Source organism: Bacillus cereus G9842 (assembly GCF_000021305.1).
Lineage (GTDB): Bacteria > Bacillota > Bacilli > Bacillales > Bacillaceae_G > Bacillus_A > Bacillus_A thuringiensis_S.
On sequence record NC_011772.1, the window covers coordinates 680,164 to 701,247 of the forward strand.

Below are 21,084 nucleotides of genomic sequence, written 5' to 3' on the forward strand. Positions count from 1 at the left end.
TTTTTAATCCATCCATTTCACTAATTTCTTAGAAATTAATAATAAAACACAACCTAATACAATTGCCACAGCGCCAATAACCGTGAATACTTCAGCGTATCCAAGTGAGGTTGTGAAGCTTGCAAGTTGTCCGCCTAAAATGTTGGCGATACCTGAACTTGCTAGCCATACACCCATTAGTAAAGATGCTAATTTTACCGGAGCAAGCGCACTAACCATTGATAGTCCGACAGGTGATAAGAATAGCTCACCTAACGTATGGAAAAGATACGTAAAGACGATAAATAGTAAGTTTGCTTTTTCTGTAATGTTATGTTCATCACTACCTGTTTTTAATGTAGCGATAACGAGAATGATATAACCGATACCAAGCAAGATCATACCAAGTCCCATTTTAGTTGGGATTTTTAAATCACCGCGCTTGCGAGTTGCAAGTTTTGCCCATAATGCAGAAATGACTGGAGCAAGTAAAATAATAAATAATGGATTGACCGATTGGAACCAAGATGTTGGAACTTCCCATCCGAACACAGAGCGGTCTACAAATTTGTTTGTATATAATGTTAACGAGCTACCAGCTTGTTCAAAGCCAGCCCAGAAGAAGACAACGAAGCATGTTAAAATGACGATAACTGCGGTACGTTGTTTTTCTTTTTTTGTTAACGGTGTATCTCCTACTGATGGTTGTCCATCTGTTGTTTGTAAATCGCGAGTTGGTTTTTTACCGATATCACCAAGGAAGCGATTTGATAATGTTGTAAATAAAATTTGTCCAATAATCATTCCGATTGAAGCGGCTAAGAAACCGTAACGGAATCCGTAATGTACAACGCCATCAACTGTTGTTTTGAATAAATTTTCTGATAAAAACCCGCAAACGAGTGGAGCTAAAAATGACCCGACGTTAATACCCATATAGAAAATGGTAAATGCACTATCACGTTTTGGATCGTTCTCTTCGTATAATTCTCCAACCAGTGTAGAGATGTTCGGTTTGAAGAATCCGTTACCGATAATAATAAGCGCTAATCCGAGGTATAGGCCTAATTGGTTTTGCAAGGCAAATAGTGTAAGGTTACCGATTGCCATTGTTATACCACCAATTGTGATTGCTTTTCGTCTACCTAGAAAACGGTCTGTTAAGTATCCACCAATCATTGGTGTGAAATAACAGGCTCCAGTATAAAATCCGTAAATAGAGAGTGCCCATGCGGGACTAAACCCAAGACCACCGCTTACTAAAGCTGTCGTTAAATATAATGTTAATAATCCTCGTAATCCATAGTAACTAAATCTTTCCCACATTTCTGTAAAGAAGAGTAAGTATAAACCTGGAGGATGTTTCTTTTTTCTTTGTTGTTCTCTTTCTAGTTGTATCGCTGATTCCATGTTATTTTCCTCCTGACACAAACAAAAACAAAGTTAATAATTTTGTACATTTAATATTTTACTTTATTAACTATTATAAGTCAATAAAGGTTGATTTTTCAGAAGAGATTGGAAAAAGGGAATAGCTATAGAAGGGGTGTTTCTTTTGTGATAGACTATGGACTATGTTTTCTTTGTAAGGAAGCGGGTTATTGTACTTTTTTTATATGTGGAATTGATTTCATAAAAGATGAAATTAAAGAAGGAGAAAGAAATGAAATTGTTACAGAAAAAAGAAATTTTACTTATTAGTCTTATGTTATTCTCGATGTTCTTTGGAGCAGGGAATCTTATATTCCCACCTTTTCTTGGATATGAAGCAGGAGAACATGTGTGGATTTCGTTAGTAGGATTTATTATATCAGCAACAGGTCTTCCTATATTAGGTGTTATTTCTATTGCAAAAGCAGGAAGTTTTCAAACGTTAGCGGGTAGAGTTCATTCTTCATTTGCAATTATTTTTCCATGTATCGTGTATGTATTTATTGGACCTGGGCTTGGTATACCACGTGCGGGAAGTTTAGCCTTTGAAATGGGGCCAGGTCAGTTATTCCCTGAAGCAGGAAGCGGAGTATTATTGTTTTACACAGTTATTTTCTTTAGTATTGTTTACTGGTTAAGTTTATCACCATCTAAACTAATGGGGTTGTTTGGAAAAGTCTTGACGCCGTTATTATTATGTATGATTGCACTTATTTTTATAAAGAGTATGTTTACAACAGTAGGAGATATGAAAGAACCAATAGGGAACTATGGCCAAGCTCCTATGTTTCAAGGGTTTTTAGATGGATATTTAACAATGGATGCGTTAGCTGCTTTAATCTTTGGAATTGTTATTGCAAATGCATTACGTGCAAAGGGTATTGAAGATGATAAAGGTTTAGCGAAATATATGAGTATTGCTGGAATCGGGGCAGGACTATTATTATCGATTATTTATGTCATCCTTGGATATGTGGGGGCAATTAGTGGCTCATTAGGAACATTTGATAACGGTGCCAAAGTGTTAGCACAAGTTATGACTACATTATTTGGACAGGGCGGAGTCGTTTTATTAGGTCTTATTTTTACTATCTCATGTTTATGTGTTTCAATTGGACTTGTTACGTCTTGTAGTCAATTTTTTTCGAGTGCATTTCCGAAAGTATCTTATAAAGTGTGGGCATTTATAGTAAGCGTTGTTAGTATGATCTTAGCTAATTTAGGATTAACGCAAATTTTAAAAGTATCAGTACCAATTCTTGGATTTATTTATCCAATTGCATTAACGCTTATTATTCTAGGGTTATTCCATAAGTATATTGGGAAGTATGCATACGTATATACAGTAACTGTTTGGATTGTAGCAATATTTAGTGCAATTGATATTTTAAATAAAAATGTAATGATGAATCAGTGGACGTCAGTATTAAAATACATTCCGTTTTATACAGAAGGTGTTGGATGGATTGTTCCAGCTATTGTAGGCATGTGTCTTGGTTTCATCGTTAGCATTGCTTTAAATAAGAATAAATGAGTAAAAAGGTGTTTTCCTATTTTGGGAAGACACCTTTCTTTTTTTGGAAAAATACTATTGAAAATGAATAGACTAAGAGTATGATAAAGGTAATTGGTAATATATAGGTTTAATGAGAGTTACGAATAAGGGGGTAGCATATGAAGAAGGATTTGGATAAGAAAATAGAAGCACTCGAAACGGCAATTGAAACGATTCAAGAAGCACTTGCTGAATTAAAGGTGAAGCAAAGGGAAATAGAAGTAGAAAACGCTCAGCAACATGTTAGTAAGGATAAGAAAGAATATATTGAAACGGTAATGGAGGAAAAGCCAAAAGAAGAAATAGTTAAGATAAAAGAGCCTTTGCAAGAATGTGAGGTAAAACAAGTAGATATATCTGCTTTTAAACCAGAGCCATTTAATATTATTAAGTTTTGTCAAACGTGGTTACCGCGTGTATTTGTCGGTATTATGTTGCTTGGAGTGATCTGGTTATTTAAAGCAGGGGTAGATGCTGGTTTATTAACACCAGCAATACGAATTGTGTTTGGTATCGCATTATCTATCGGTTTGTATTATATAGGAGATATTCAAATTAAAAGAGAGCGGCAGGCGTTAGGATTAGTATTGGTTGGAGGAAGTATTTCGGGGATTGTTTTAACGACGTTTGCGGCACATTATTTGTATGCATTTATTCCGGCAAGTATCGCGTTTCTCTTTAATATTACATGGGTTATTTTAGGGATTTATTTAGCGAAAAGATATAACTCGGAATACCTTACTATCTTCGTAGCGGTAGGAGCGTTCTTCGTGCCATTCTTGTTAAATAGTACGACTCCTAATCCTTATATTTTCTTTGGATATGAGACAGTGTTAACACTTAGTTTATTATGGTATGGATTGAAAAATCGTTATAAATATTTATATATGATTTCTTACGCTGTTGCGGCCATTGTTCTTTTTGTCTTCTTTGCTGTTATGTCAATATTAGTAGAGAACTTGCAAATACAGTTAACGATTGTATATGGTTTGATTCATTTACTATTATTTTGGCATATGTTTACGGAGAGAAGTTTTATACCAGAACCGCGTTTGGCGATATTTAGTGCGAATGCAGTGTTCTTTATACTAGCTATTTCAAAAATACCTGATTTTACAACATGGGGATTAATTATTAGTGCAATTGTGCACGCTGCTATGTTTGTGCTTGAGTATAGGAAGAATAGACATTCTACATTTACAAATCTCTTATTTGGTTTCACAATGGGAGCATTTAGTTTAGCGATTTTATACGAGTATAGTTTAGTAAATGCAGCGATCGTACTATTATTACAAGGTTTCCTTGGAATGGTTACTTCTATTAAAGGAAAACAACAGATAAAATTGTATGTTAGTGCAACGATTTACGCGATTGGAATGATACAAACGATTTTTAGTCCGTTTGATCAATTTATTTCGGCAGGCTTTGTTGCTCATATTATTTTAATAGGAACATTCTATTATTGCATGAGACAAGCGAAAGAAGTGTTAGCGAGTTTTGGTAAGTATGTGTACTCTATAGCGCTCTACTGGTTAATGGTCATTGTATTTATTACAATTACTAGAATTGGTGAAGTTCTTTCTACAGATGGAAGTATAATTAGCGTATCTGTATCGTTATTATGGATGATATATGCGTTATTTGCAGTTTGGTTTGGCCGTTATAGACAGATGAATGAAATATTATATGCTGGATTAATCGTATTAGTAGTAACGGTAGGGAAGTTATTCCTACTTGACTTACCGGAGGTTTCGATGATGATTAGGGCAGTGTTATTCCTAATCGTCGGTAGTATAGGTATCGTTATTTCAAGAATGTTTTTCTCAAAAGAAGAGAAGTGAAAAGAAGGCAATCCATGTATGGATTGCCTTTTTCATTATTTTTTATTAATCGTTACAGTTTCATTATATTTCGCTGTTGTATTTTGACGTAGACGAAGCGTTGCTTGTCCAGTTGTATTTGAATCAATCTGTACATTTACAACTTTTTCAGCAGAGCCTAAGCTGTTTGTTGTGAAAGAGAATGCACTACTATATCCGAAAGCAGATGGCCAAGTGCCGTTTGTATTTTGAACTTTTGCTACTTGTGTTCCACCAGTAGTGAATATACCTAAAGAATAGTTGTTATAAGTTGTATTAGGTAGTAAGTTGTTTACTTGAATCTTCATTTGGAAAATTTCATTGTTTGGTAGAATGCTAGGGTGTGTAACGACGTAGTCGCTTGTTGTTACCGCACCGTTATAACCGTATGAACCTGGTTTAAAAGTATTTGTATTAAACCATTGATAACCTGCATTTGGTGCACTCCAAGGTTCAGGTTGTGGTTCTGTTGATAAGCTTGGCTGTTCAAATGTTTGTAGAGCTGTAGGTGAATCAAGTTGTAAACCATTTACTTGATCTAAACTTGTAAATGTCTCTTTATTCGATAACCAATTTACGATGTTTTCTAATAAAATCGCATCGTTTTCTTCTTTATAACCATCGTAAGTTTTCTTTGTTTGGCCAGAATCTTCACGAACGTACTTTGGCGTTGCATCTTCAACAGGAGAAGAGTCACCAATAAAGGCAGCTTTTCCAAGTCCTATTTTTGCAATTGCAGCATATGGGCCTTCTGCAATACCACCGCCATTATAAACGCCACTATCAACAGCGTTATTCCATTTTGATGGATTTTCTGGAAGGTAAACAAGTCCTTTTGCTAGTTTTGGGTTTGTAATTGCTAGAGTAGAACCAGCATGCATTGCTACAGAAGAAACACCTTTTGTAATTCCGAAAGATTGTTCAGGCGATACAATTGTTTTCGCTGAAACATCACCAAGTGCATTGTAGCGGAAGCGAATACCGAAGTTGTCAGATAGCCAATCAGAGCTTTCTACTCCTTGCATAGCTTGTGAATTTGCTTCTTCATTAGACATTCCTTTTGCTGGATTATCCCAAGCACCGCGTCTATATCCATTAAATACTTCAGAAGAGTCCCAGCGATTTTTATTACGATCCGCATTGTAATGATCGGCAATAAAGAAGATACTACCACCATTTTTTACATATTGTAACATAGCGTCCTGCTCAGATTTTTTGTAAGGAATATTAGCTTCTGGAACGATAAATACATTGTAACCATTTAAGTCTTCGTACGTAATAGGTGTTGATTTACGAAGTTCTTTTACGTGATATCCGTTTTTTGCAATGCCGTTTCCGAAGTCAGAAAAGCCGCCGTCAATAACCCAGTCAGCTGTCCCAGCAGTTTGACCGTGTGTATTATCGAATAATACTTTCTTCCCATTGTTTTGATTTACAACTTTTGCAGCAATTTCAGGAGCTGGGTCTACAGAGCTTTCGGCATAAGTAGACGGTATGAACGAGGTCCCTATACTTAGTGTAATTGCTGTTGCTAAAGAAAATGTAATCCATTTTTTATTCTTCATAGAAGAATCCCCCTAATAATAAATATATGTGCTTTAATAATGTAATTTATTTTTCTGTAAAAATAAAGACGGAAAACATAAAAAATATTAAAAGATTGTAAAAATACCGTGAATTTTGTTGAGAAATATTTATATAGATATAAAAACACCCCTTCCAAGTAATAAGGAAGGGGTGTTTTGCTTAACTAATTTTTGAGTTAGGTGTTTCATCAATCTTATGAAACCCTTTCATGTAATATACGATTGCTAAGCCGATAAGCCAAATTGGGCCGACAATCAATGCAATTCGTGTATCTTCTGAATACGCCATTATACCTAGTACTAATACAAGGAAAACGAGTGAGAAATATGAGCTTAATGGGTATAAAGGCATTTTATATGATAACTTTTGTTTATTTTGAGTAGGTAAGCTTTTACGGAATTTAATTTGAGCAACTAATATAATTCCCCAAGTCCAAATTGCGCCGAAAGTTGAAATGCTAGTAAGCCATGTAAATACCTTTGCAGGTACGAGATAGTTTAATATAACACCAATGAGTAAAACGATAGCAGTTGCTACAATTCCTTGGCTTGGAATGCCGTTTTTATTTAAACGACCAAATCTTTCAGGAGCTTTTTTCTGCTGAGCTAATGTAAATAGCATACGGCCTGTACTAAATAAACCACCGTTACAAGAAGAAAGAGCTGCTGTTAATACGACAAAATTAATAATACCTGCTGCTTTTGCGATACCAATTTGCTGGAATGTTAATACGAATGGGCTTCCTTTCTCACCAAGTTCGTTCCATGGATAAATTGCCATCATAACGAATAGAGCTCCTACGTAGAACAGTAATATTCTCCAAAACACGTTATCAATTGCTTTTGCGAGTGTTTTCTTCGGATTTTGAGCTTCACCAGCTGTAACACCGATTAATTCAACGCCTAAATAAGCGAATAGTACCATCTGCATGGAGAGTAGTAACCCAGAAAAACCATTTGGGAACCAGCCGCCATGTGACCAAAGGTTTGAAATACCAGTAGCGATACCACCGTTTCCGAATCCGAATAAAATAATACCAGCTCCGACTACTATCATACAGATAATTGTGACAATTTTAATGAGAGCAAACCAAAACTCAAGTTCTCCAAATACTTTTACCGATAAGAAGTTAAAAGCGCTCATTAACAATAGAGCAAGTAATGCCCAAGTCCAGCGCGGGATATCTGGGAACCAGTACTGCATGTAAATACCAGCTGCTGTAATTTCAGCCATACAAGTAACAACCCATAAGAACCAGTAATTCCAACCAGTAATATAACCAGCGAGTGGGCTGATATAATCATATGCATATTTACTAAAAGAACCGGCAACAGGTTGTTCAATTGCCATTTCCCCGAGAGCTCGCATAATGAAAAAAATAACGAGTCCGGCAATCATATAGCCTAGTAAAATAGAAGGACCGGCTAGTTTAATAGCGGAAGCGGATCCTAAAAATAGCCCAACACCAATAGCTGAGCCAAGTGACATTAAAGTAATATGTCGTTCTTTTAAACCACGATTTAAAGTTCCAGATTTGTTTGTGTGCTGCATAAGAAGAATCCCCCTTGTAGAGTGAACGATATTTGAATGCGTTTGCTAAATATTTAACTATTTCAAATTATAAAACATTTCTATCTGTTATGCTACAAAAATAATCATAATGAACTGTACTACATCTGTACTTGTCAGACTTAAACTTAAAATTCGAACTATTAGGGAATATATTGACTCTTCTTTTTATTGATTGTTAAGATTAAGTATTATATTTTCTCACATACTAGTAAGAAAAGAATGTGTGATAATAATTCAGGTGTAGGAAGGGTACATAAGCATGTTTCAATTACAAAAATATAACACTTCTGTGAAGCAAGAGTTTTTAGCTGGCATCACAACTTTTTTTACATTTGCGTATATTCTTGTCATCAATCCAAAAATATTATCTGATGCAGGTGTACCATTTGACCAAGCGTTTACAGCAACAATTATTGCCACCGTTGTTGGAACAGTAGGTATGGCAATTTTCGCGAATTACCCGATTGTTATTGCTCCAGCTATGGGAATGAATGCATATTTTGCTTATTCTGTTGTACAGAAGGCAGAAGGGATTACATATGTAGTTGCCTTTTCAGCTGTATTTGTAACGGGGATTATTTTTCTTTTATTATCTTTTACTTCGTTTAGGCAAAAGTTAATTTTAGCAATTCCTGATAGTTTAAAGCATGCAATTGCAGGTGGAATTGGACTATTTATTGCTTTTATTGGATTGCGCCTTTCTGGAATTATCGTAGATCATCCGTCTAATTTAGTTACGATTGGTGATTTTCATTCTCCAGCTGTTATTTTAACTTTAATTGGTTTAATATTAGCGGCGGTATTAATGGCATTACGTGTGAGTGGTGCATTATTTATTAGTATGATTGTGACAGGAATTATCGCCTTCTTTACAGGGCAATTGAAGTTTGCTGATAAAATTGTGGCGATGCCTCATTTGCCAGAGGGTATTATCGTTTCAAACCCAACCAATGCATTTTCAGATGTAATTGAATACGGATTATATGGTGTTGTATTTTCATTTTTACTTGTACTTTTATTCGATACAACAGGTGCATTACTTGGTTTAATTAAACAAGCAGGTTTAATTACAGACAATACAGAGAAGCGTTTTGGTAAAGCGTTTATTGCAGATGCAATTGGAGGGACTACAGGTTCTATCTTTGGAACAAGCCCAACAGCAGCGACGATTGAATCGTCAGCAGGTATTGCTGCAGGTGGGAAAACTGGATTAACAGGGATTGTAGTTGTTGGTCTAACAATTATAACGGCATTTTTCAGTCCTGTTATTGCTTCTTTATCAAGTGTGGCCGCTATTACAGCTCCTTCATTAATTATAGTAGGTAGTTTAATGGCACAAAGCATTCGAGATATTAATTGGAATGAATTTGAAGATGCGTTACCAGCATTTTTGATTTTTATAGGTATTCCGTTAACATCTAGTATTGCAAATGGAATCGCAATTGGATTTTTAGTATATCCAGTTTTGAAAATTGTGAAGGGTAAAGGAAAGGAAGTACATCCATTACTATACTTATTTACAATTTTATTTGGATGTCATTTATTCTTATAATATAGATATAGGAGAGGGAGCTTCTTATGAGAGGCTCCTTTTTTGTGTATAATAAAGTGAGACTATAGGCAGTAGGGAGGATCCCCACTGTGTATTAGCCCGCACTAATTGGAATAAGGTGAAAACTTAATTGGTTTTGTAAAATATAAATTACTTAAAGGAATATATATGTTACAATAAAGGTGGAGGAGGAACATGAATGGCTGTAAGTAAAATAAAAGTCGCGCGTGTTCAGTTAGATTTAACACAGCAACAATTAGCAGAAAAAGTAGGCGTTACAAGGCAAACGATTAGTTTAATTGAGAAGGGGAAATACAATCCATCTTTAGATTTATGTTTGAAAATTTGTTATGCAGTAGATAAAACGTTGAATGAGTTGTTTTGGGAGGAAAAGGAGTGATAGGATGAAAATCGTGAAAGATGAACGTTTAATGATTGAAGGGTTAAAACATATTAGATTGGCTTTCATCTTACAAAATATCGTCATACTAGCTATCATCTTTTACCGCTATGTCTTGCAAGAGGCAGGATATGAAAGTGTTTCGGATTTATTAATGATATTTATTGGCGGGATCGTAGTTATTAACTTCTTAAATTTAAAACATTCTGTAGAGGTATATGAGCACACAGGCGGAGTGTCACGTAGCTATTTCATGAAATTATTATTAATTCCAGTAGGTATTATTATTGGGATATTAGCTGTTTGTATCATTGTAACACCAGATATCTCGATAAAAGAAATAAGTATAACAGCACTTATTATGTTTGCTTGTTTTTTAGTTCCTAGTTTATTTATCTACATATATATGAAAAAGATAAAAAGTGAAGATTGAAATATAAGAAAAGCTTTCCCGTATTGAGGAAAGCTTTTCTTATATCTTTTTATACAAAACTTTATGAAGGCCAATCGGTTCAATTTCAAAGATTTCACCATGCTCCTGAAAGTCTAATCGCTTGTAATAGTCAGTTACAGTAATACGGCCATTACACCATAGAATGTTTGCTTTCCGTTCTTTTAAAATTTGTTCTGCCGTCTGAATTAAGGAGCTTCCAGCTCTTTTGTTCCGAAAGTTAGGTAATGTTGCCATTCCTCGTAGTCTATAATGGATACCATTTTGCAAATCAGGATATATTTCTTTTGAGAAGGAAGCGATGCTAATTAACTCATCGTTTATAAAGGCACCTAAGTGGAATGTGTCTTTTTCGTAGTCAGAAGAGTATTTACAGTCTGCTAGGGACTGATTGGGACGCAACACCGCTTGGCGTAATAAGTGTGTCTCGGATGCATCAATATACTGCACAGTAATCATATTATCATCCTTTCTTATAAACCTTTTTCTATAAGTTGTATAAAGAAGTATGCAGGTGCAGCGAGAAGGCCGAGTATACTAGCGGTTCCTAGAAGGAGTGAAAGAAAAAGGCATGAGTATTTAACTCCATTTGATTTTTTCCAACCATAGCTGCAAATTTCAATGCTAACACCGATGAGAATAATGGCGACGAGTACTTCTGCTAATAATAAGAGAGCTAAAGTTACAATAGACATAATGTAATCCATCCTCATAATATGTGATAGTAACATTTTACCATATGAAAATTAAAAAATGCCCCTCAATTATGTGGGGGGCATTTTTTTTACTCTAATATGTTTTTTAGTGTATCGATATGCTCTTTTGAACCTGTTACAAGTAATGTATCACCGTGTTGTAGTCTTGTATCACCATGTGGTATTAATGCTTTATTACCGCGGTAGATTTGAATGACAAGTACATCACCTAAAAACGGGAGGCGGCGAAGCGCAATGCCGTTATATTTATTGCTGCGCAGTTCAACTTCGCGTACTGTTTCGTTTGCTGTTGTAATTAAGCGAACGAGACTAGGTTTATCAATAAGTGCACGTAATAAAATACGTGTAGAGTTAATTGTTGAGAATACAGCGATATGTTCTTGCGTTGCTTTTTCTTGTAGAAGTGGATCTTCTACACTTGCAATAACATGTTCAACACCTAGCTCTTTTGCATGTTCTGCCAATAATAAGTTTTGTTCATCATCGCTTGTTGCAACAACGACGCGATCTGCATCAAATGCTGTTTGTTCAGTTAATGATGCAATTGTGATGTCATCTAATTTCACGATAGGAAAGTCATGTGATTTCGCTTCTTCATCATTTATTTTGTTTTGACGCATCATATATAGCGTTACGTCATAATCTTCTCGTTTTAAATCTAGTGATAACGGAAGGGTAATTCTGCTCGCGCCAATAATAGCTACTTTTGGTTTTGGTGTTTCTACTTTTGGGAACATTTTTTTAAATAATATAGGTGCAAAAATACAAGTAATAACTGCGCTTAAAATAAGAGAGGCAGATAAACTTGGACTGATAATCCCCAGTTTTTCACCAATTTGTGCAGCTGCAATAACTAAAGAAAGTGTCGATGTTAATAAAATTGCACTTCCAAGTACGATATTACGTGGATACCATTTTCGTAAGACGAGTGATGGTAAGAGTTTTGAAATAAAGAGTCCTACAATTAAGATTGGGATCATTAGCATGCTAGAAGGTTCTTTGAAAATAGACCATACCTCTAGATTTACACCAACCATTACGAAGAAAATAGGGATGAAGAAACCATAGCCGATGGAATCAAGTTTTTCAACCATATCTTCATTTGGTGATAATAACGATACAAGTACGCCTGCTAAGAAGGCACCTAAAATATTTTCTGCTCCAACAGATTCCGATAAACCAACTAAGATTAAAATGAGTGCAAAAACAGCCCGTGTATCAATTTGTACACTACCAGCTTTTAAACTATCTAAGTATGGAATGTTTTTAAAGCGTTTTGCAATAAAGTAAATGACAATACCGGCACCGAATAGAAGAAGTAAGAGCCACATACTTTGGCCGCTTTCGGAATTTAATCCGACGAAAACAGCGAGTAAAATCATTGTAACTAAGTCTGCAATAACAGCAACTAATAAAATGATTTGTCCGATTGCAGTTTTTCCTAGGTTGTTCTCTTTTAATGTTGGTACAACAACACCTAAAGAAATAGTTGAAATAATTAAAGTCATGAACATTGCATTATCTACGAATCCTAGCCATACGAATAGTAATGATAGGGCATAAGATAAGATGAAAATAAATAAGAAGATAATGCTTGCTGCTTGAAATGTATTTGGCTCGTTTGTCGTATTTTTTTTCCCTTTTTGTTTAAAGATAGAAAAATCAATTTCTAAACCGCTTAAGAACATGAGGAAGATAAATCCTAATGTTGATAAAACTTGAAGCCATATATCTGGCTCAATAATATTAAACCCACTTTTACCTACAAAGATTCCTGCAATAATTTCTGCAACGACAACAGGAAGTGCTTTTAATTTAAAGCGTTGTAACAAAAGGGGAACGAAAAACGCGATTGCAACGATAACCATAAGTGATAGAACAGAAGTATGATGTTCCATTGCGTTCTCTCCCTTCAAATAAATATAGTACCTATTTAGCCATATAATAGGTAGAAAAGCAACGCATATGGATTCGATTTCATAAAGAAAGACTTTTCTTAACATTTGTCATAATAAGTATATTTTTCATGATTCTGTTGTTAATTCCGTAATGTGGATGTAATAGGGGAGGGGATAAAAAAAGACTGCTGAGGAATCTCAGCAGTCTTTTTCATGTACATTACATTGAGAAGAAGATCCATACAGTTAAACCAACTGTTGCAGTTGCAACGAAGAAACTGTATATCATTGTAAGAATTTGAACTCTTCCTTCTCCTTCTTTTAAATGCATGAACATAATTAATTGTAACAATGCTTGCGCAACAGCCATGATGATAATAGTTGTTAAGACTGTTGAAAGTGGCAATGTTGTGTAAAGTGCCACGTATAACGCTAGAAACGTTAATGCAAGCGATAAAATAAATCCGAAAACGTGTGACCAAGGGAATCCGCTATGCGCATGCCCATTTGCTTGATTGTTGTTTTGAGCCATTTACGCCACCATCCCGTTCAAGTAAACTAGTGTGTAAATGAAGACCCAAACAAGGTCAAGGAAATGCCAGTATAAGCTGATAATGAATACTTTACGAGCTGTAACTGGTGTTAGACCTCGTTTTAAAATTTGGATAATAACACAAATTGCCCAAATGATACCGCCTGTTACGTGGGCTCCATGCGTTCCAAGAAGAACGAAGAATGCAGATAGGAAAGCACTTGTTTGAATTGTTGCGCCTTCACCAATATACATAATGAACTCTTCAATCTCGAAGAATAGGAAACCTGCACCTAAAAGTAATGTAAGGACGAACCATCCAAGCATCGCTTTTTGGTTGTGCTTACGCATTTCGTGAATTACGATACCACATGTGAAACTACTTGTTAAAAGTAGTAATGTTTGAATTAAAAGCGTTTTAAGTTCAAACAGTTGCGCTGGAGTTGGGCCATCTGCCGTACGACCAGCAAGGACTAGATAAGAGGCGAAAAGTGTTGCGAACAGCATAATTTCAGCCCCAAGAAAAATCCAGAATCCTAGGATATTCAATCTGCTTTGTTCGGATTGATATTCCAAAGGTAAGCTTTTATCTAAAGCCGCCATGTCATTTCACCTCTCATGCTATATGTTCTGTTTCTTTAATTTCATCAACACTTACGTAGTAACCATCGTCATAATCGAATGAACGATAGATTAAGCAAGCTAAAATACCAATACCACCGATTGCTGCAAGCCAGAACCAGCTAAATACTAATGCGAAACCTGCAAGACCGAAGAATAAAGACGCAATAATAGGCACACCAGAGTTACTTGGCATGTGAATTGGTTTGATATCTTCTGCTGCTGGTGTAACTGTTTCTCCGCGTTTTTTCATGTACCAGAAAGCATCAGCTTCTTTAATTTCAGGAAGCTTTGCGAAGTTGTAATGTTGTACAGGAGATTGAGTTGCCCATTCAAGTGTACGACCATCCCATGGATCTCCAGTTGTGTCACGTTCACCGTGACGTGCACTCCAAATTACGTTGTAGCAAAGAAGTAGGAAGCCAATACCCATCATTACCGCACCAACAGATGCGATTTGGTTTAGCCATCCCCATCCAAGACTTTCAGAGTAAGTGTACATACGACGAGTCATACCGTCTAAACCTAAGAAGTACATTGGGAAGAAACAGATGTTAAATCCGCTCATAAAGATCCAGAATGTCCATTTACCTAGGCGTTCATTTAACATATGACCAGTCATTTTTGGATACCAGAATGTGAATCCAGCAAGCATAGCGAATACTGTACCTGCGATTAATACGTAGTGGAAGTGAGCAATTAGGAAGTAGCTGTTATGGTATTGATAATCAGCTGCTGCCATTCCAAGCATAACCCCTGTAACCCCACCGACTACGAAGTTTGGAATAAATGCCAATGACCAAAGCATTGGAACTGTAAAACGAATACGTCCTTTATACAGTGTAAACAACCAGTTAAAGATCTTAACCCCGGTTGGAATCGAAATCGCCATTGTCGAAATCGAGAAGAATGAGTTAACCGCTGGACCTGCACCCATCGTGAAGAAGTGGTGAAGCCATACGACGAAACTTAGTAAAGAAATTGCAACCATTGAGTATACCATCGCACTGTAACCGAATAGACGCTTACGTGAGAATGTACTAATGATTTCAGAGAAAATACCGAATGCCGGTAAAATAACGATATATACTTCAGGGTGACCCCATACCCAGAACAGGTTGGCCCATAACATCGGCATACCGCCGCTCGCCATCGTAAAGAAGTGAGCATCGAATAGACGGTCAAATGTCATTAATGCAAGAGCAACTGTTAATACTGGGAAAGCGAAAATAATGATAATTGTTGTAATTAAGATTGACCAAGTAAACATTGGCATTCTCATTAAAGTCATACCAGGTGTACGCATTTTTAAGATAGTAACAAGGAAGTTAATACCGGTCATTAGCGTACCGAGACCTGAAATCTGTAATGCAATTGCGTAGTAGTTATTTCCTACGCCTGAAGTAAACTCTGTACCTGCCATTGGGAAGTAAGAAGTCCACCCAGCGTCTGGAGAACCACCGATTACGAAAGCGATGTTGAATAACATTGCTCCGACAAAGAATAACCAGAAACTTAAAGCATTTAAGAACGGATATGCAACGTCACGAGCACCAATTTGTAATGGTACTACAAGGTTCATTAATCCCATAACGAATGGCATTGCCATGAAAAGAATCATTACTGTACCATGCGTTGTAAAGATTCCGTTATAGTGTTCAGCGTTTAAATAAGTTGTTTCTGGGAATGTTAACTGTGCACGGATCATTAAACCATCCATACCACCACGGAATAACATGATAACCGCAGAAATAATATACATGGCTCCGATTTTTTTATGGTCAACAGTTGTCAACCATTCGTCCCAAAGCCATTTCCATTTTTTATACTTTGTTAGTACGAAAATGATTGCTAATGTCACAAGAACGATAGAAGCGTCTGCACCGTAAATAATCGGGTCACCTGTGACAAAGAATTCATCAAGCTTCACTGTGTTCACTCCAATCTGTTGGAATAATAGCTATTATTTTTTGTTTTTGTAGTAGTTGTAATCACAATATTCAAGTGATTTTGGATCTACATAACTTAAGTGGTGACTAGAGAACGTCATGCGTCCAACTACACCAGGTTTAATAATTTCGTTGTACTTCTCTTCGGTTAACTTATCAGCCTTTTCTTGTACTTCTTTAACCCACTTGTCATATTTCTCTTTAGTTTTTGCTTCAACTTCGAACTCCATGTGTGTGAATCCTTCACCAGAGAAGTTCGCACTACGGCCTAGGTAAGAACCTGGCTTATCAGCTTGTAAATAAAGATCCATAATCATGCCATCCATTGTGTACTTCATACCACCAAGTTCTGGTACCCAGAAAGCATTCATTGGGCCGACAGAAGTCAGTTTGAATTGAATTGGTACACCAGCTGGGATATTTAAATAGTTAACGGTTTCAATTTTTTCCTCTGGGTAACTGAATAACCATTTCCAGTTTGCAGATGTAACATAAATTTCAACTGGTTTAATATGTTTGGACTCTTTCGGAACCTCTTCCGAAGCATAAGTTGCTTTTACTGTTGGAATCGATAATGCGATAACGATAATAACAGGAACAAGCGTCCAAATAATTTCTAGTAATGTGTTACCGTGTTGTTCAGGTGGCTCATAGTCCATATTCTCTGGTTTTTCACGATAACGAATCAAGATGACTGTAAACAGAATGAATACAATTGCGATAATTAATGACATAAGCAAGAATGACCAAACAATTAAATCATACTGTGCTTTTGCAACAGGTCCTTGCGGATTTAATACTGCGAGTTTTTTATCACAGCCACCGAGGAACAGAAGTAATGATAACGGAAGAAGCGAAGCCAACTTCCAAAACGCTTTCTTTAGTTGCACGATTGAAAATCTCCTTTCTCCTTGGATTGAAACTATGCCAATAAAACAATATAAACCTATTAATTTATAGAAGGCAATAGTTTTTGATATATTGTTAAAAAATAGACACAAATGCACACTTTTTAAGGTGAATATCATTTGTAACTTGATTACATTGTAAACTATTTTCCAGAGAAAAACGTGATTGTGAAAATTTTAAGATAAATAAAGTTATACCAGGATATCCAAGAAATAGAAAAAAGCTATCTTATCATAAGAAAGATAGCTGAATATTTTGTATATTTAGTTTATTTTTTGTGTGATAGTTCGTGGCTGTTCAAGTGTGACAATTTTTTTATATTTAACTTGGTATAAAATGTAACAAATAATCATAAATGGAATGCCACAATAAAGAGCAATTCTTTGATCTGGAATGAAAGCCAAACTAACAAATGTAATGAAATTGAGTAAGAACGCCACGATTGGAACTAGCGGATAGAGCGGTGTACGATATTTTAAATCATTTATGTCGCCACCATTTTTCACGAAATTTCTACGGAAGAAAAACTGTGAAGCGGCAATTGACATCCAAACGACAACGGCAGCCATTGCTGCAATAGATGTTAAAACTAGAAAGACAGTATCTGCCGCAAATACACTTGTTAATAAGGAAAGGCTAGCAAAAATCAGACTGAAAATTAATGCATTTAGCGGTACACCTTTTTTAGTTAATTTCGTAAATGCTGGGCTTGCCATTCCTTGTTTTGCCATCGCCCACAGCATACGAGAATTTGCGTATAGACCAGAGTTAGCAACGGATAATACAGCTGTAATAATAACAAAGTTCATAATGTCTGCTGCATATGGGACCCCGGCTACATCAAAAACAAGTACAAACGGACTTTCGACTAGATTAGCCTCTTGCCATGGGAGTAAACCTACAACAACTGATATCGCTAAGACGAAGAAGAAGAGAGTTCGCCAAATTGTATTTTTGATCGCTTTTGGAATTGTTTTTTCAGGATTTTCACTTTCTCCTGAAGCGATTCCGATTAATTCTGTTCCTTGGAAGGAGTAATTTACTGTAATCATCGTAAGAAGAACAGCTAATGCACCGTTTGGAAATAGCCCGCCATTTTCAGTGAAATTATGAAGCATCGGAGCTGGCTTTCCATTAAAGTCTAGTAAACCGAACATAACAGCGCCACCAAGTACGATGAAAATAACGATTGTTGCAACTTTTACACTTGCGAACCAAAACTCTGCTTCTGCATATGCTTTTGCTGATAAAGCGTTTACGAGGAAGAGCGCTGCTGCAAATGTAACGCACCAAATCCATGAAGAAACGTCTGGAAACCAGCGTTTCATTAAAATACTTACAGTTGTTAACTCTACGCCAACTGTAACAGCCCAATTTAACCAATACATCCAACCGACAACAAATCCAAAACCAGGTGAAATGAATTTGCTTGCATAGCTTTGGAATGAACCTGCTTCTGGCATAGCAACAGATAATTCACCAAGACATAACATCGTTAAATACATAACAAATCCACCGACTAAAAATGCAAGAATAGCGCCACCAGGTCCGGCATTATGGACGATTTGACCAGATCCCATAAATAGCCCGGTTCCGATAACACCACCGAGTGCAATCATAAATAGGTGTCTACTTTTCATTGTTCGTTTTAAATTTGTTTGTTCAATTTGTTGATTCATATGCCCCTCACCTCGTATTTTCTTGAATGTGTGAACTTCATTTTATTCTGAGTTTTTAATCATTAGTGGGGGATGCAACACACACTCGGTTTATTTGCTATGAAATGAATGGAGTATGTAAAAAATGAACTATGACTAAATACTCTAAGAATGTTTGTTAACATGGTGATATCTTCACCATGTTAACAATTTTGATTTTAGCAAAATATTCTGGAAATGTATATTTATTTTTCTTTTTATTAAAAATAATTAGAATTTTTATAATTAATTCTATGAGCGATAATTCACATGATCTTTCTAGCAAACTAGTAAGAAGAAGGGTACAATGATAAGAGTTGTGTCTGTAAAATAATAATTAATGGAGTTTTGTTTATAATGAAAAAGTTAAAATATCTTTTTGTTTTTGGTATTATACTTGCTGCTGCATTTTTTATAGGGAAAGATAAAATCATGCAAAAGGCGCAAGTTTTACGCTTAGAGTTTCTATCTGAAATGAAAGAAGCAGCTATGATTGAAGATGTTCCGTTTATTAAACAATTACCAGAATTACCTCGAGGATGTGAAGTGACAAGTTTAGCTATGTTGCTGCAATATAAAGGTGTACAAGTAGATAAGATGCAACTTGCTAGCGAAATTTATCGTGTTCCATTTGAACAAAATGGTTTGCGTGGAAATCCTTACGAGGGGTTTGTAGGAAATATTTATACAAAGGCAAAGCCTGGATATGGTGTATACAATAAACCAATCTTTGATTTAGCAGAAAAATATGTTCCTGAAAAAGTAATTAATTTAACAGGTAGAGACATGCAAGATATATATAAAGTAATTAGTTCTGGCTCCCCGGTATGGGTCATTATTAATACGACGTTTAAGCCGCTAGCTGAAAGTAGTTTTGAAACATGGAATACGAGTTCAGGCGAAGTGAAAATTACATATTATGAGCATAGTGCAGTAGTAATTGGATATGATCAAAACTTTGTATATGTAAATGATCCTCTGAAAAATAATCCACGTTTGGCTGTTCCACGAGCAGAATTTGAGAAAGCTTGGGAGCAAATGGGAAAACAAGCGATTACTATTTTATAATAAAGAAAAAGTCATCTTTTGGATGGCTTTTTCTTTTTGGTTTATCATAATTGAAAATTCAGAATATTCTTTTAAAAGTTAACAATTCGCGTTATAATAACATTTAACTTGGTGAAGAAGGAGTGAAGGGGTATGGATGTTGCAAAGGAACTTGTTTTGTCAAAAAATCAGTTAGTTGAGTGGAGAAGGCATTTTCATAAGTATCCAGAGTTATCTTTTCAAGAAGAAAAAACATCGCAGTTTGTGTTCGATATACTTCGGAAATGCCCATATTTAGAAGTGTCACGGCCGACTAAATATAGTGTGATGGCAAAGTTAGTAGGTAAACAGCCGGGCAAAACAGTTGCGGTTCGAGCCGATATGGATGCTCTTCCTATTCATGAAGAAAATGAGTTTGATTTTATTTCTACATATAAAGGTGTGATGCATGCGTGTGGTCATGATGGACATATAGCGATATTACTTGGGGTTGTATATAAGTTAGTAGAAGCAAGAGAGAAGATTAAAGGGGAGATTCGTTTTCTATTCCAACATGCTGAAGAAAATTTTCCTGGTGGTGCAGAGGAGATGATTGCGGCAGGTGTAATGGAAGGTGTGGATTATATCATTGGTGCTCACCTTTGGGCGTCGTTAGAGGTTGGGAAAATAGGCGTTATTTATGGTCCTGCAATGGCTGCACCGGATGTTTTTAAAATTAGGATAGAGGGAAAAGGTGGACATGCTGGAATCCCTCATGAAACGGTGGATAGTATCGCAATCGGTACACAAGTCGTTTCGCAACTTCAGCAAATTGTATCTCGCCTCACGAATCCATTAGATTCTCTCGTAATATCCGTTACTCAATTTCATGCGGGGACAACTCATAATGTAATACCAGAGCAAGCGGAGATTGAAGGGACAGTGCGAAGTTTAAGACATGAGTTACGAGGTGAAACAGAGAAGAAGATTGAGCGGATTGTGAAGCATATTACGGAATCTTACGGAGCGAAATATACGTTTTCTTATGAATATGGATATCGACCAGTTGTAAATAATTATGAAGTTACAGAGCTTATTGAACAAACGGCATTACAACTTTATGGAAGAGATAGAGTTGTTCGTTTGCAGCCGACGATGGCTGGAGAAGATTTTTCGGCGTTTTTACAAAAGGTACCAGGGACATTCTTTTTTATCGGAGCGGGAAATAAAGAGAAAGGTATTATATATCCTCATCATCATCCTCGTTTTACAATTGATGAAGATGCATTACCGATTGGAGTGGAAGTCTTTGTATCAGCCATTATGAATTTTATAAGTAAAGGAGAATGA

Annotated in this window: 18 protein-coding genes; 7 read left to right on the forward strand and 11 right to left on the reverse strand. The window is 36.0% G+C overall.

Annotated features, from left to right (window positions below):
• Nucleotides 1–3: 3 nt before the first annotated feature.
• The gene (locus tag BCG9842_RS03345) at nt 4–1,389 is read right to left on the reverse strand and encodes a peptide MFS transporter (protein ID WP_000443141.1); all 1,386 of its coding nucleotides are present in this window, start codon (nt 1,387–1,389) and stop codon (nt 4–6) included.
• A 253-nt stretch (nt 1,390–1,642) separates the two neighbouring features.
• Between BCG9842_RS03345 and brnQ1 the strand changes: the two genes are divergently transcribed.
• Together brnQ1 and BCG9842_RS03355 are read left to right on the forward strand one after the other, a co-directional pair.
• Nucleotides 1,643–2,944 carry a branched-chain amino acid transport system II carrier protein BrnQ1 gene (gene brnQ1 / locus BCG9842_RS03350; RefSeq protein ID WP_000771705.1) on the forward strand — a complete coding sequence of 434 codons (1,302 nt, stop codon included), beginning with the start codon at nt 1,643–1,645 and terminating at the stop codon, nt 2,942–2,944.
• Between the two features lie 140 nt (nt 2,945–3,084).
• On the forward strand, nt 3,085–4,806 hold the full coding sequence (locus BCG9842_RS03355) for a DUF2339 domain-containing protein (RefSeq protein WP_000710904.1): 1,722 nt from the start codon (nt 3,085–3,087) through the stop codon (nt 4,804–4,806).
• A 35-nt stretch (nt 4,807–4,841) separates the two neighbouring features.
• Here BCG9842_RS03355 and BCG9842_RS03360 read toward each other — a convergent pair whose 3' ends face one another.
• Nucleotides 4,842–6,389, reverse strand: a complete 1,548-nt coding sequence (locus BCG9842_RS03360; RefSeq protein WP_000791516.1) for a DNA-binding protein — start codon at nt 6,387–6,389, stop codon at nt 4,842–4,844.
• Nucleotides 6,390–6,570: 181 nt separating this feature from the next.
• Complete coding sequence (locus BCG9842_RS03365) at nt 6,571–7,962, reverse strand: amino acid permease (RefSeq protein ID WP_001164901.1); 1,392 nt, start codon at nt 7,960–7,962, stop codon at nt 6,571–6,573.
• 280 nt (nt 7,963–8,242) lie between these two features.
• On the opposite strand from BCG9842_RS03365, the gene BCG9842_RS03370 reads away from it, so the two are divergent.
• The 3 genes from BCG9842_RS03370 (at nt 8,243) to BCG9842_RS03380 (ending at nt 10,368) form a co-directional block, all read left to right on the forward strand.
• On the forward strand, nt 8,243–9,535 hold the full coding sequence (locus BCG9842_RS03370) for an NCS2 family permease (protein ID WP_000487187.1): 1,293 nt from the start codon (nt 8,243–8,245) through the stop codon (nt 9,533–9,535).
• A gap of 199 nt (nt 9,536–9,734) precedes the next feature.
• Nucleotides 9,735–9,935, forward strand: coding sequence for a helix-turn-helix transcriptional regulator (locus BCG9842_RS03375; protein ID WP_000301184.1), 201 nt, complete (start codon nt 9,735–9,737; stop codon nt 9,933–9,935).
• A gap of 4 nt (nt 9,936–9,939) precedes the next feature.
• On the forward strand, nt 9,940–10,368 hold the full coding sequence (locus BCG9842_RS03380; RefSeq protein WP_000706625.1) for a hypothetical protein: 429 nt from the start codon (nt 9,940–9,942) through the stop codon (nt 10,366–10,368).
• 39 nt (nt 10,369–10,407) lie between these two features.
• On the opposite strand, the gene BCG9842_RS03385 is transcribed toward BCG9842_RS03380, so the two are convergent.
• The 8 genes from BCG9842_RS03385 to BCG9842_RS03420 all read right to left on the reverse strand — a co-directional run bounded on the left by BCG9842_RS03385 (nt 10,408) and on the right by BCG9842_RS03420 (nt 18,690).
• A complete protein-coding gene (locus BCG9842_RS03385) occupies nt 10,408–10,845 on the reverse strand; it encodes a GNAT family N-acetyltransferase (RefSeq protein WP_000633849.1) in 438 nt (145 codons plus the stop codon).
• A gap of 14 nt (nt 10,846–10,859) precedes the next feature.
• Nucleotides 10,860–11,117: a DUF4022 family protein gene (locus BCG9842_RS03390; protein WP_003260542.1), complete on the reverse strand. Its 258-nt coding sequence runs from the start codon at nt 11,115–11,117 to the stop codon at nt 10,860–10,862.
• A gap of 53 nt (nt 11,118–11,170) precedes the next feature.
• Nucleotides 11,171–13,000, reverse strand: a complete 1,830-nt coding sequence (locus BCG9842_RS03395; protein ID WP_000399955.1) for a monovalent cation:proton antiporter family protein — start codon at nt 12,998–13,000, stop codon at nt 11,171–11,173.
• 220 nt (nt 13,001–13,220) lie between these two features.
• Nucleotides 13,221–13,532, reverse strand: a complete 312-nt coding sequence (qoxD, locus tag BCG9842_RS03400; RefSeq protein WP_000068425.1) for a cytochrome aa3 quinol oxidase subunit IV — start codon at nt 13,530–13,532, stop codon at nt 13,221–13,223.
• Nucleotides 13,533–14,135, reverse strand: a complete 603-nt coding sequence (gene qoxC, locus BCG9842_RS03405; RefSeq protein WP_000729316.1) for a cytochrome aa3 quinol oxidase subunit III — start codon at nt 14,133–14,135, stop codon at nt 13,533–13,535.
• A 13-nt stretch (nt 14,136–14,148) separates the two neighbouring features.
• Entirely contained in the window at nt 14,149–16,083 is a 1,935-nt protein-coding gene (qoxB, locus tag BCG9842_RS03410) for a cytochrome aa3 quinol oxidase subunit I (RefSeq protein ID WP_000762373.1), read from the reverse strand.
• Between the two features lie 33 nt (nt 16,084–16,116).
• Nucleotides 16,117–16,992 carry a cytochrome aa3 quinol oxidase subunit II gene (locus tag BCG9842_RS03415; RefSeq protein ID WP_001176164.1) on the reverse strand — a complete coding sequence of 292 codons (876 nt, stop codon included), beginning with the start codon at nt 16,990–16,992 and terminating at the stop codon, nt 16,117–16,119.
• Between the two features lie 282 nt (nt 16,993–17,274).
• Complete coding sequence (locus BCG9842_RS03420) at nt 17,275–18,690, reverse strand: amino acid permease (protein WP_001075767.1); 1,416 nt, start codon at nt 18,688–18,690, stop codon at nt 17,275–17,277.
• Nucleotides 18,691–19,065: 375 nt separating this feature from the next.
• Between BCG9842_RS03420 and BCG9842_RS03425 the strand changes: the two genes are divergently transcribed.
• Both BCG9842_RS03425 and BCG9842_RS03430 read left to right on the forward strand, forming a co-directional pair.
• Complete coding sequence (locus BCG9842_RS03425; protein ID WP_000734492.1) at nt 19,066–19,776, forward strand: C39 family peptidase; 711 nt, start codon at nt 19,066–19,068, stop codon at nt 19,774–19,776.
• Nucleotides 19,777–19,908: 132 nt separating this feature from the next.
• Nucleotides 19,909–21,084 (forward strand): amidohydrolase, encoded by a 1,176-nt coding sequence (locus BCG9842_RS03430; protein WP_000382123.1) that lies wholly within the window; start codon nt 19,909–19,911, stop codon nt 21,082–21,084.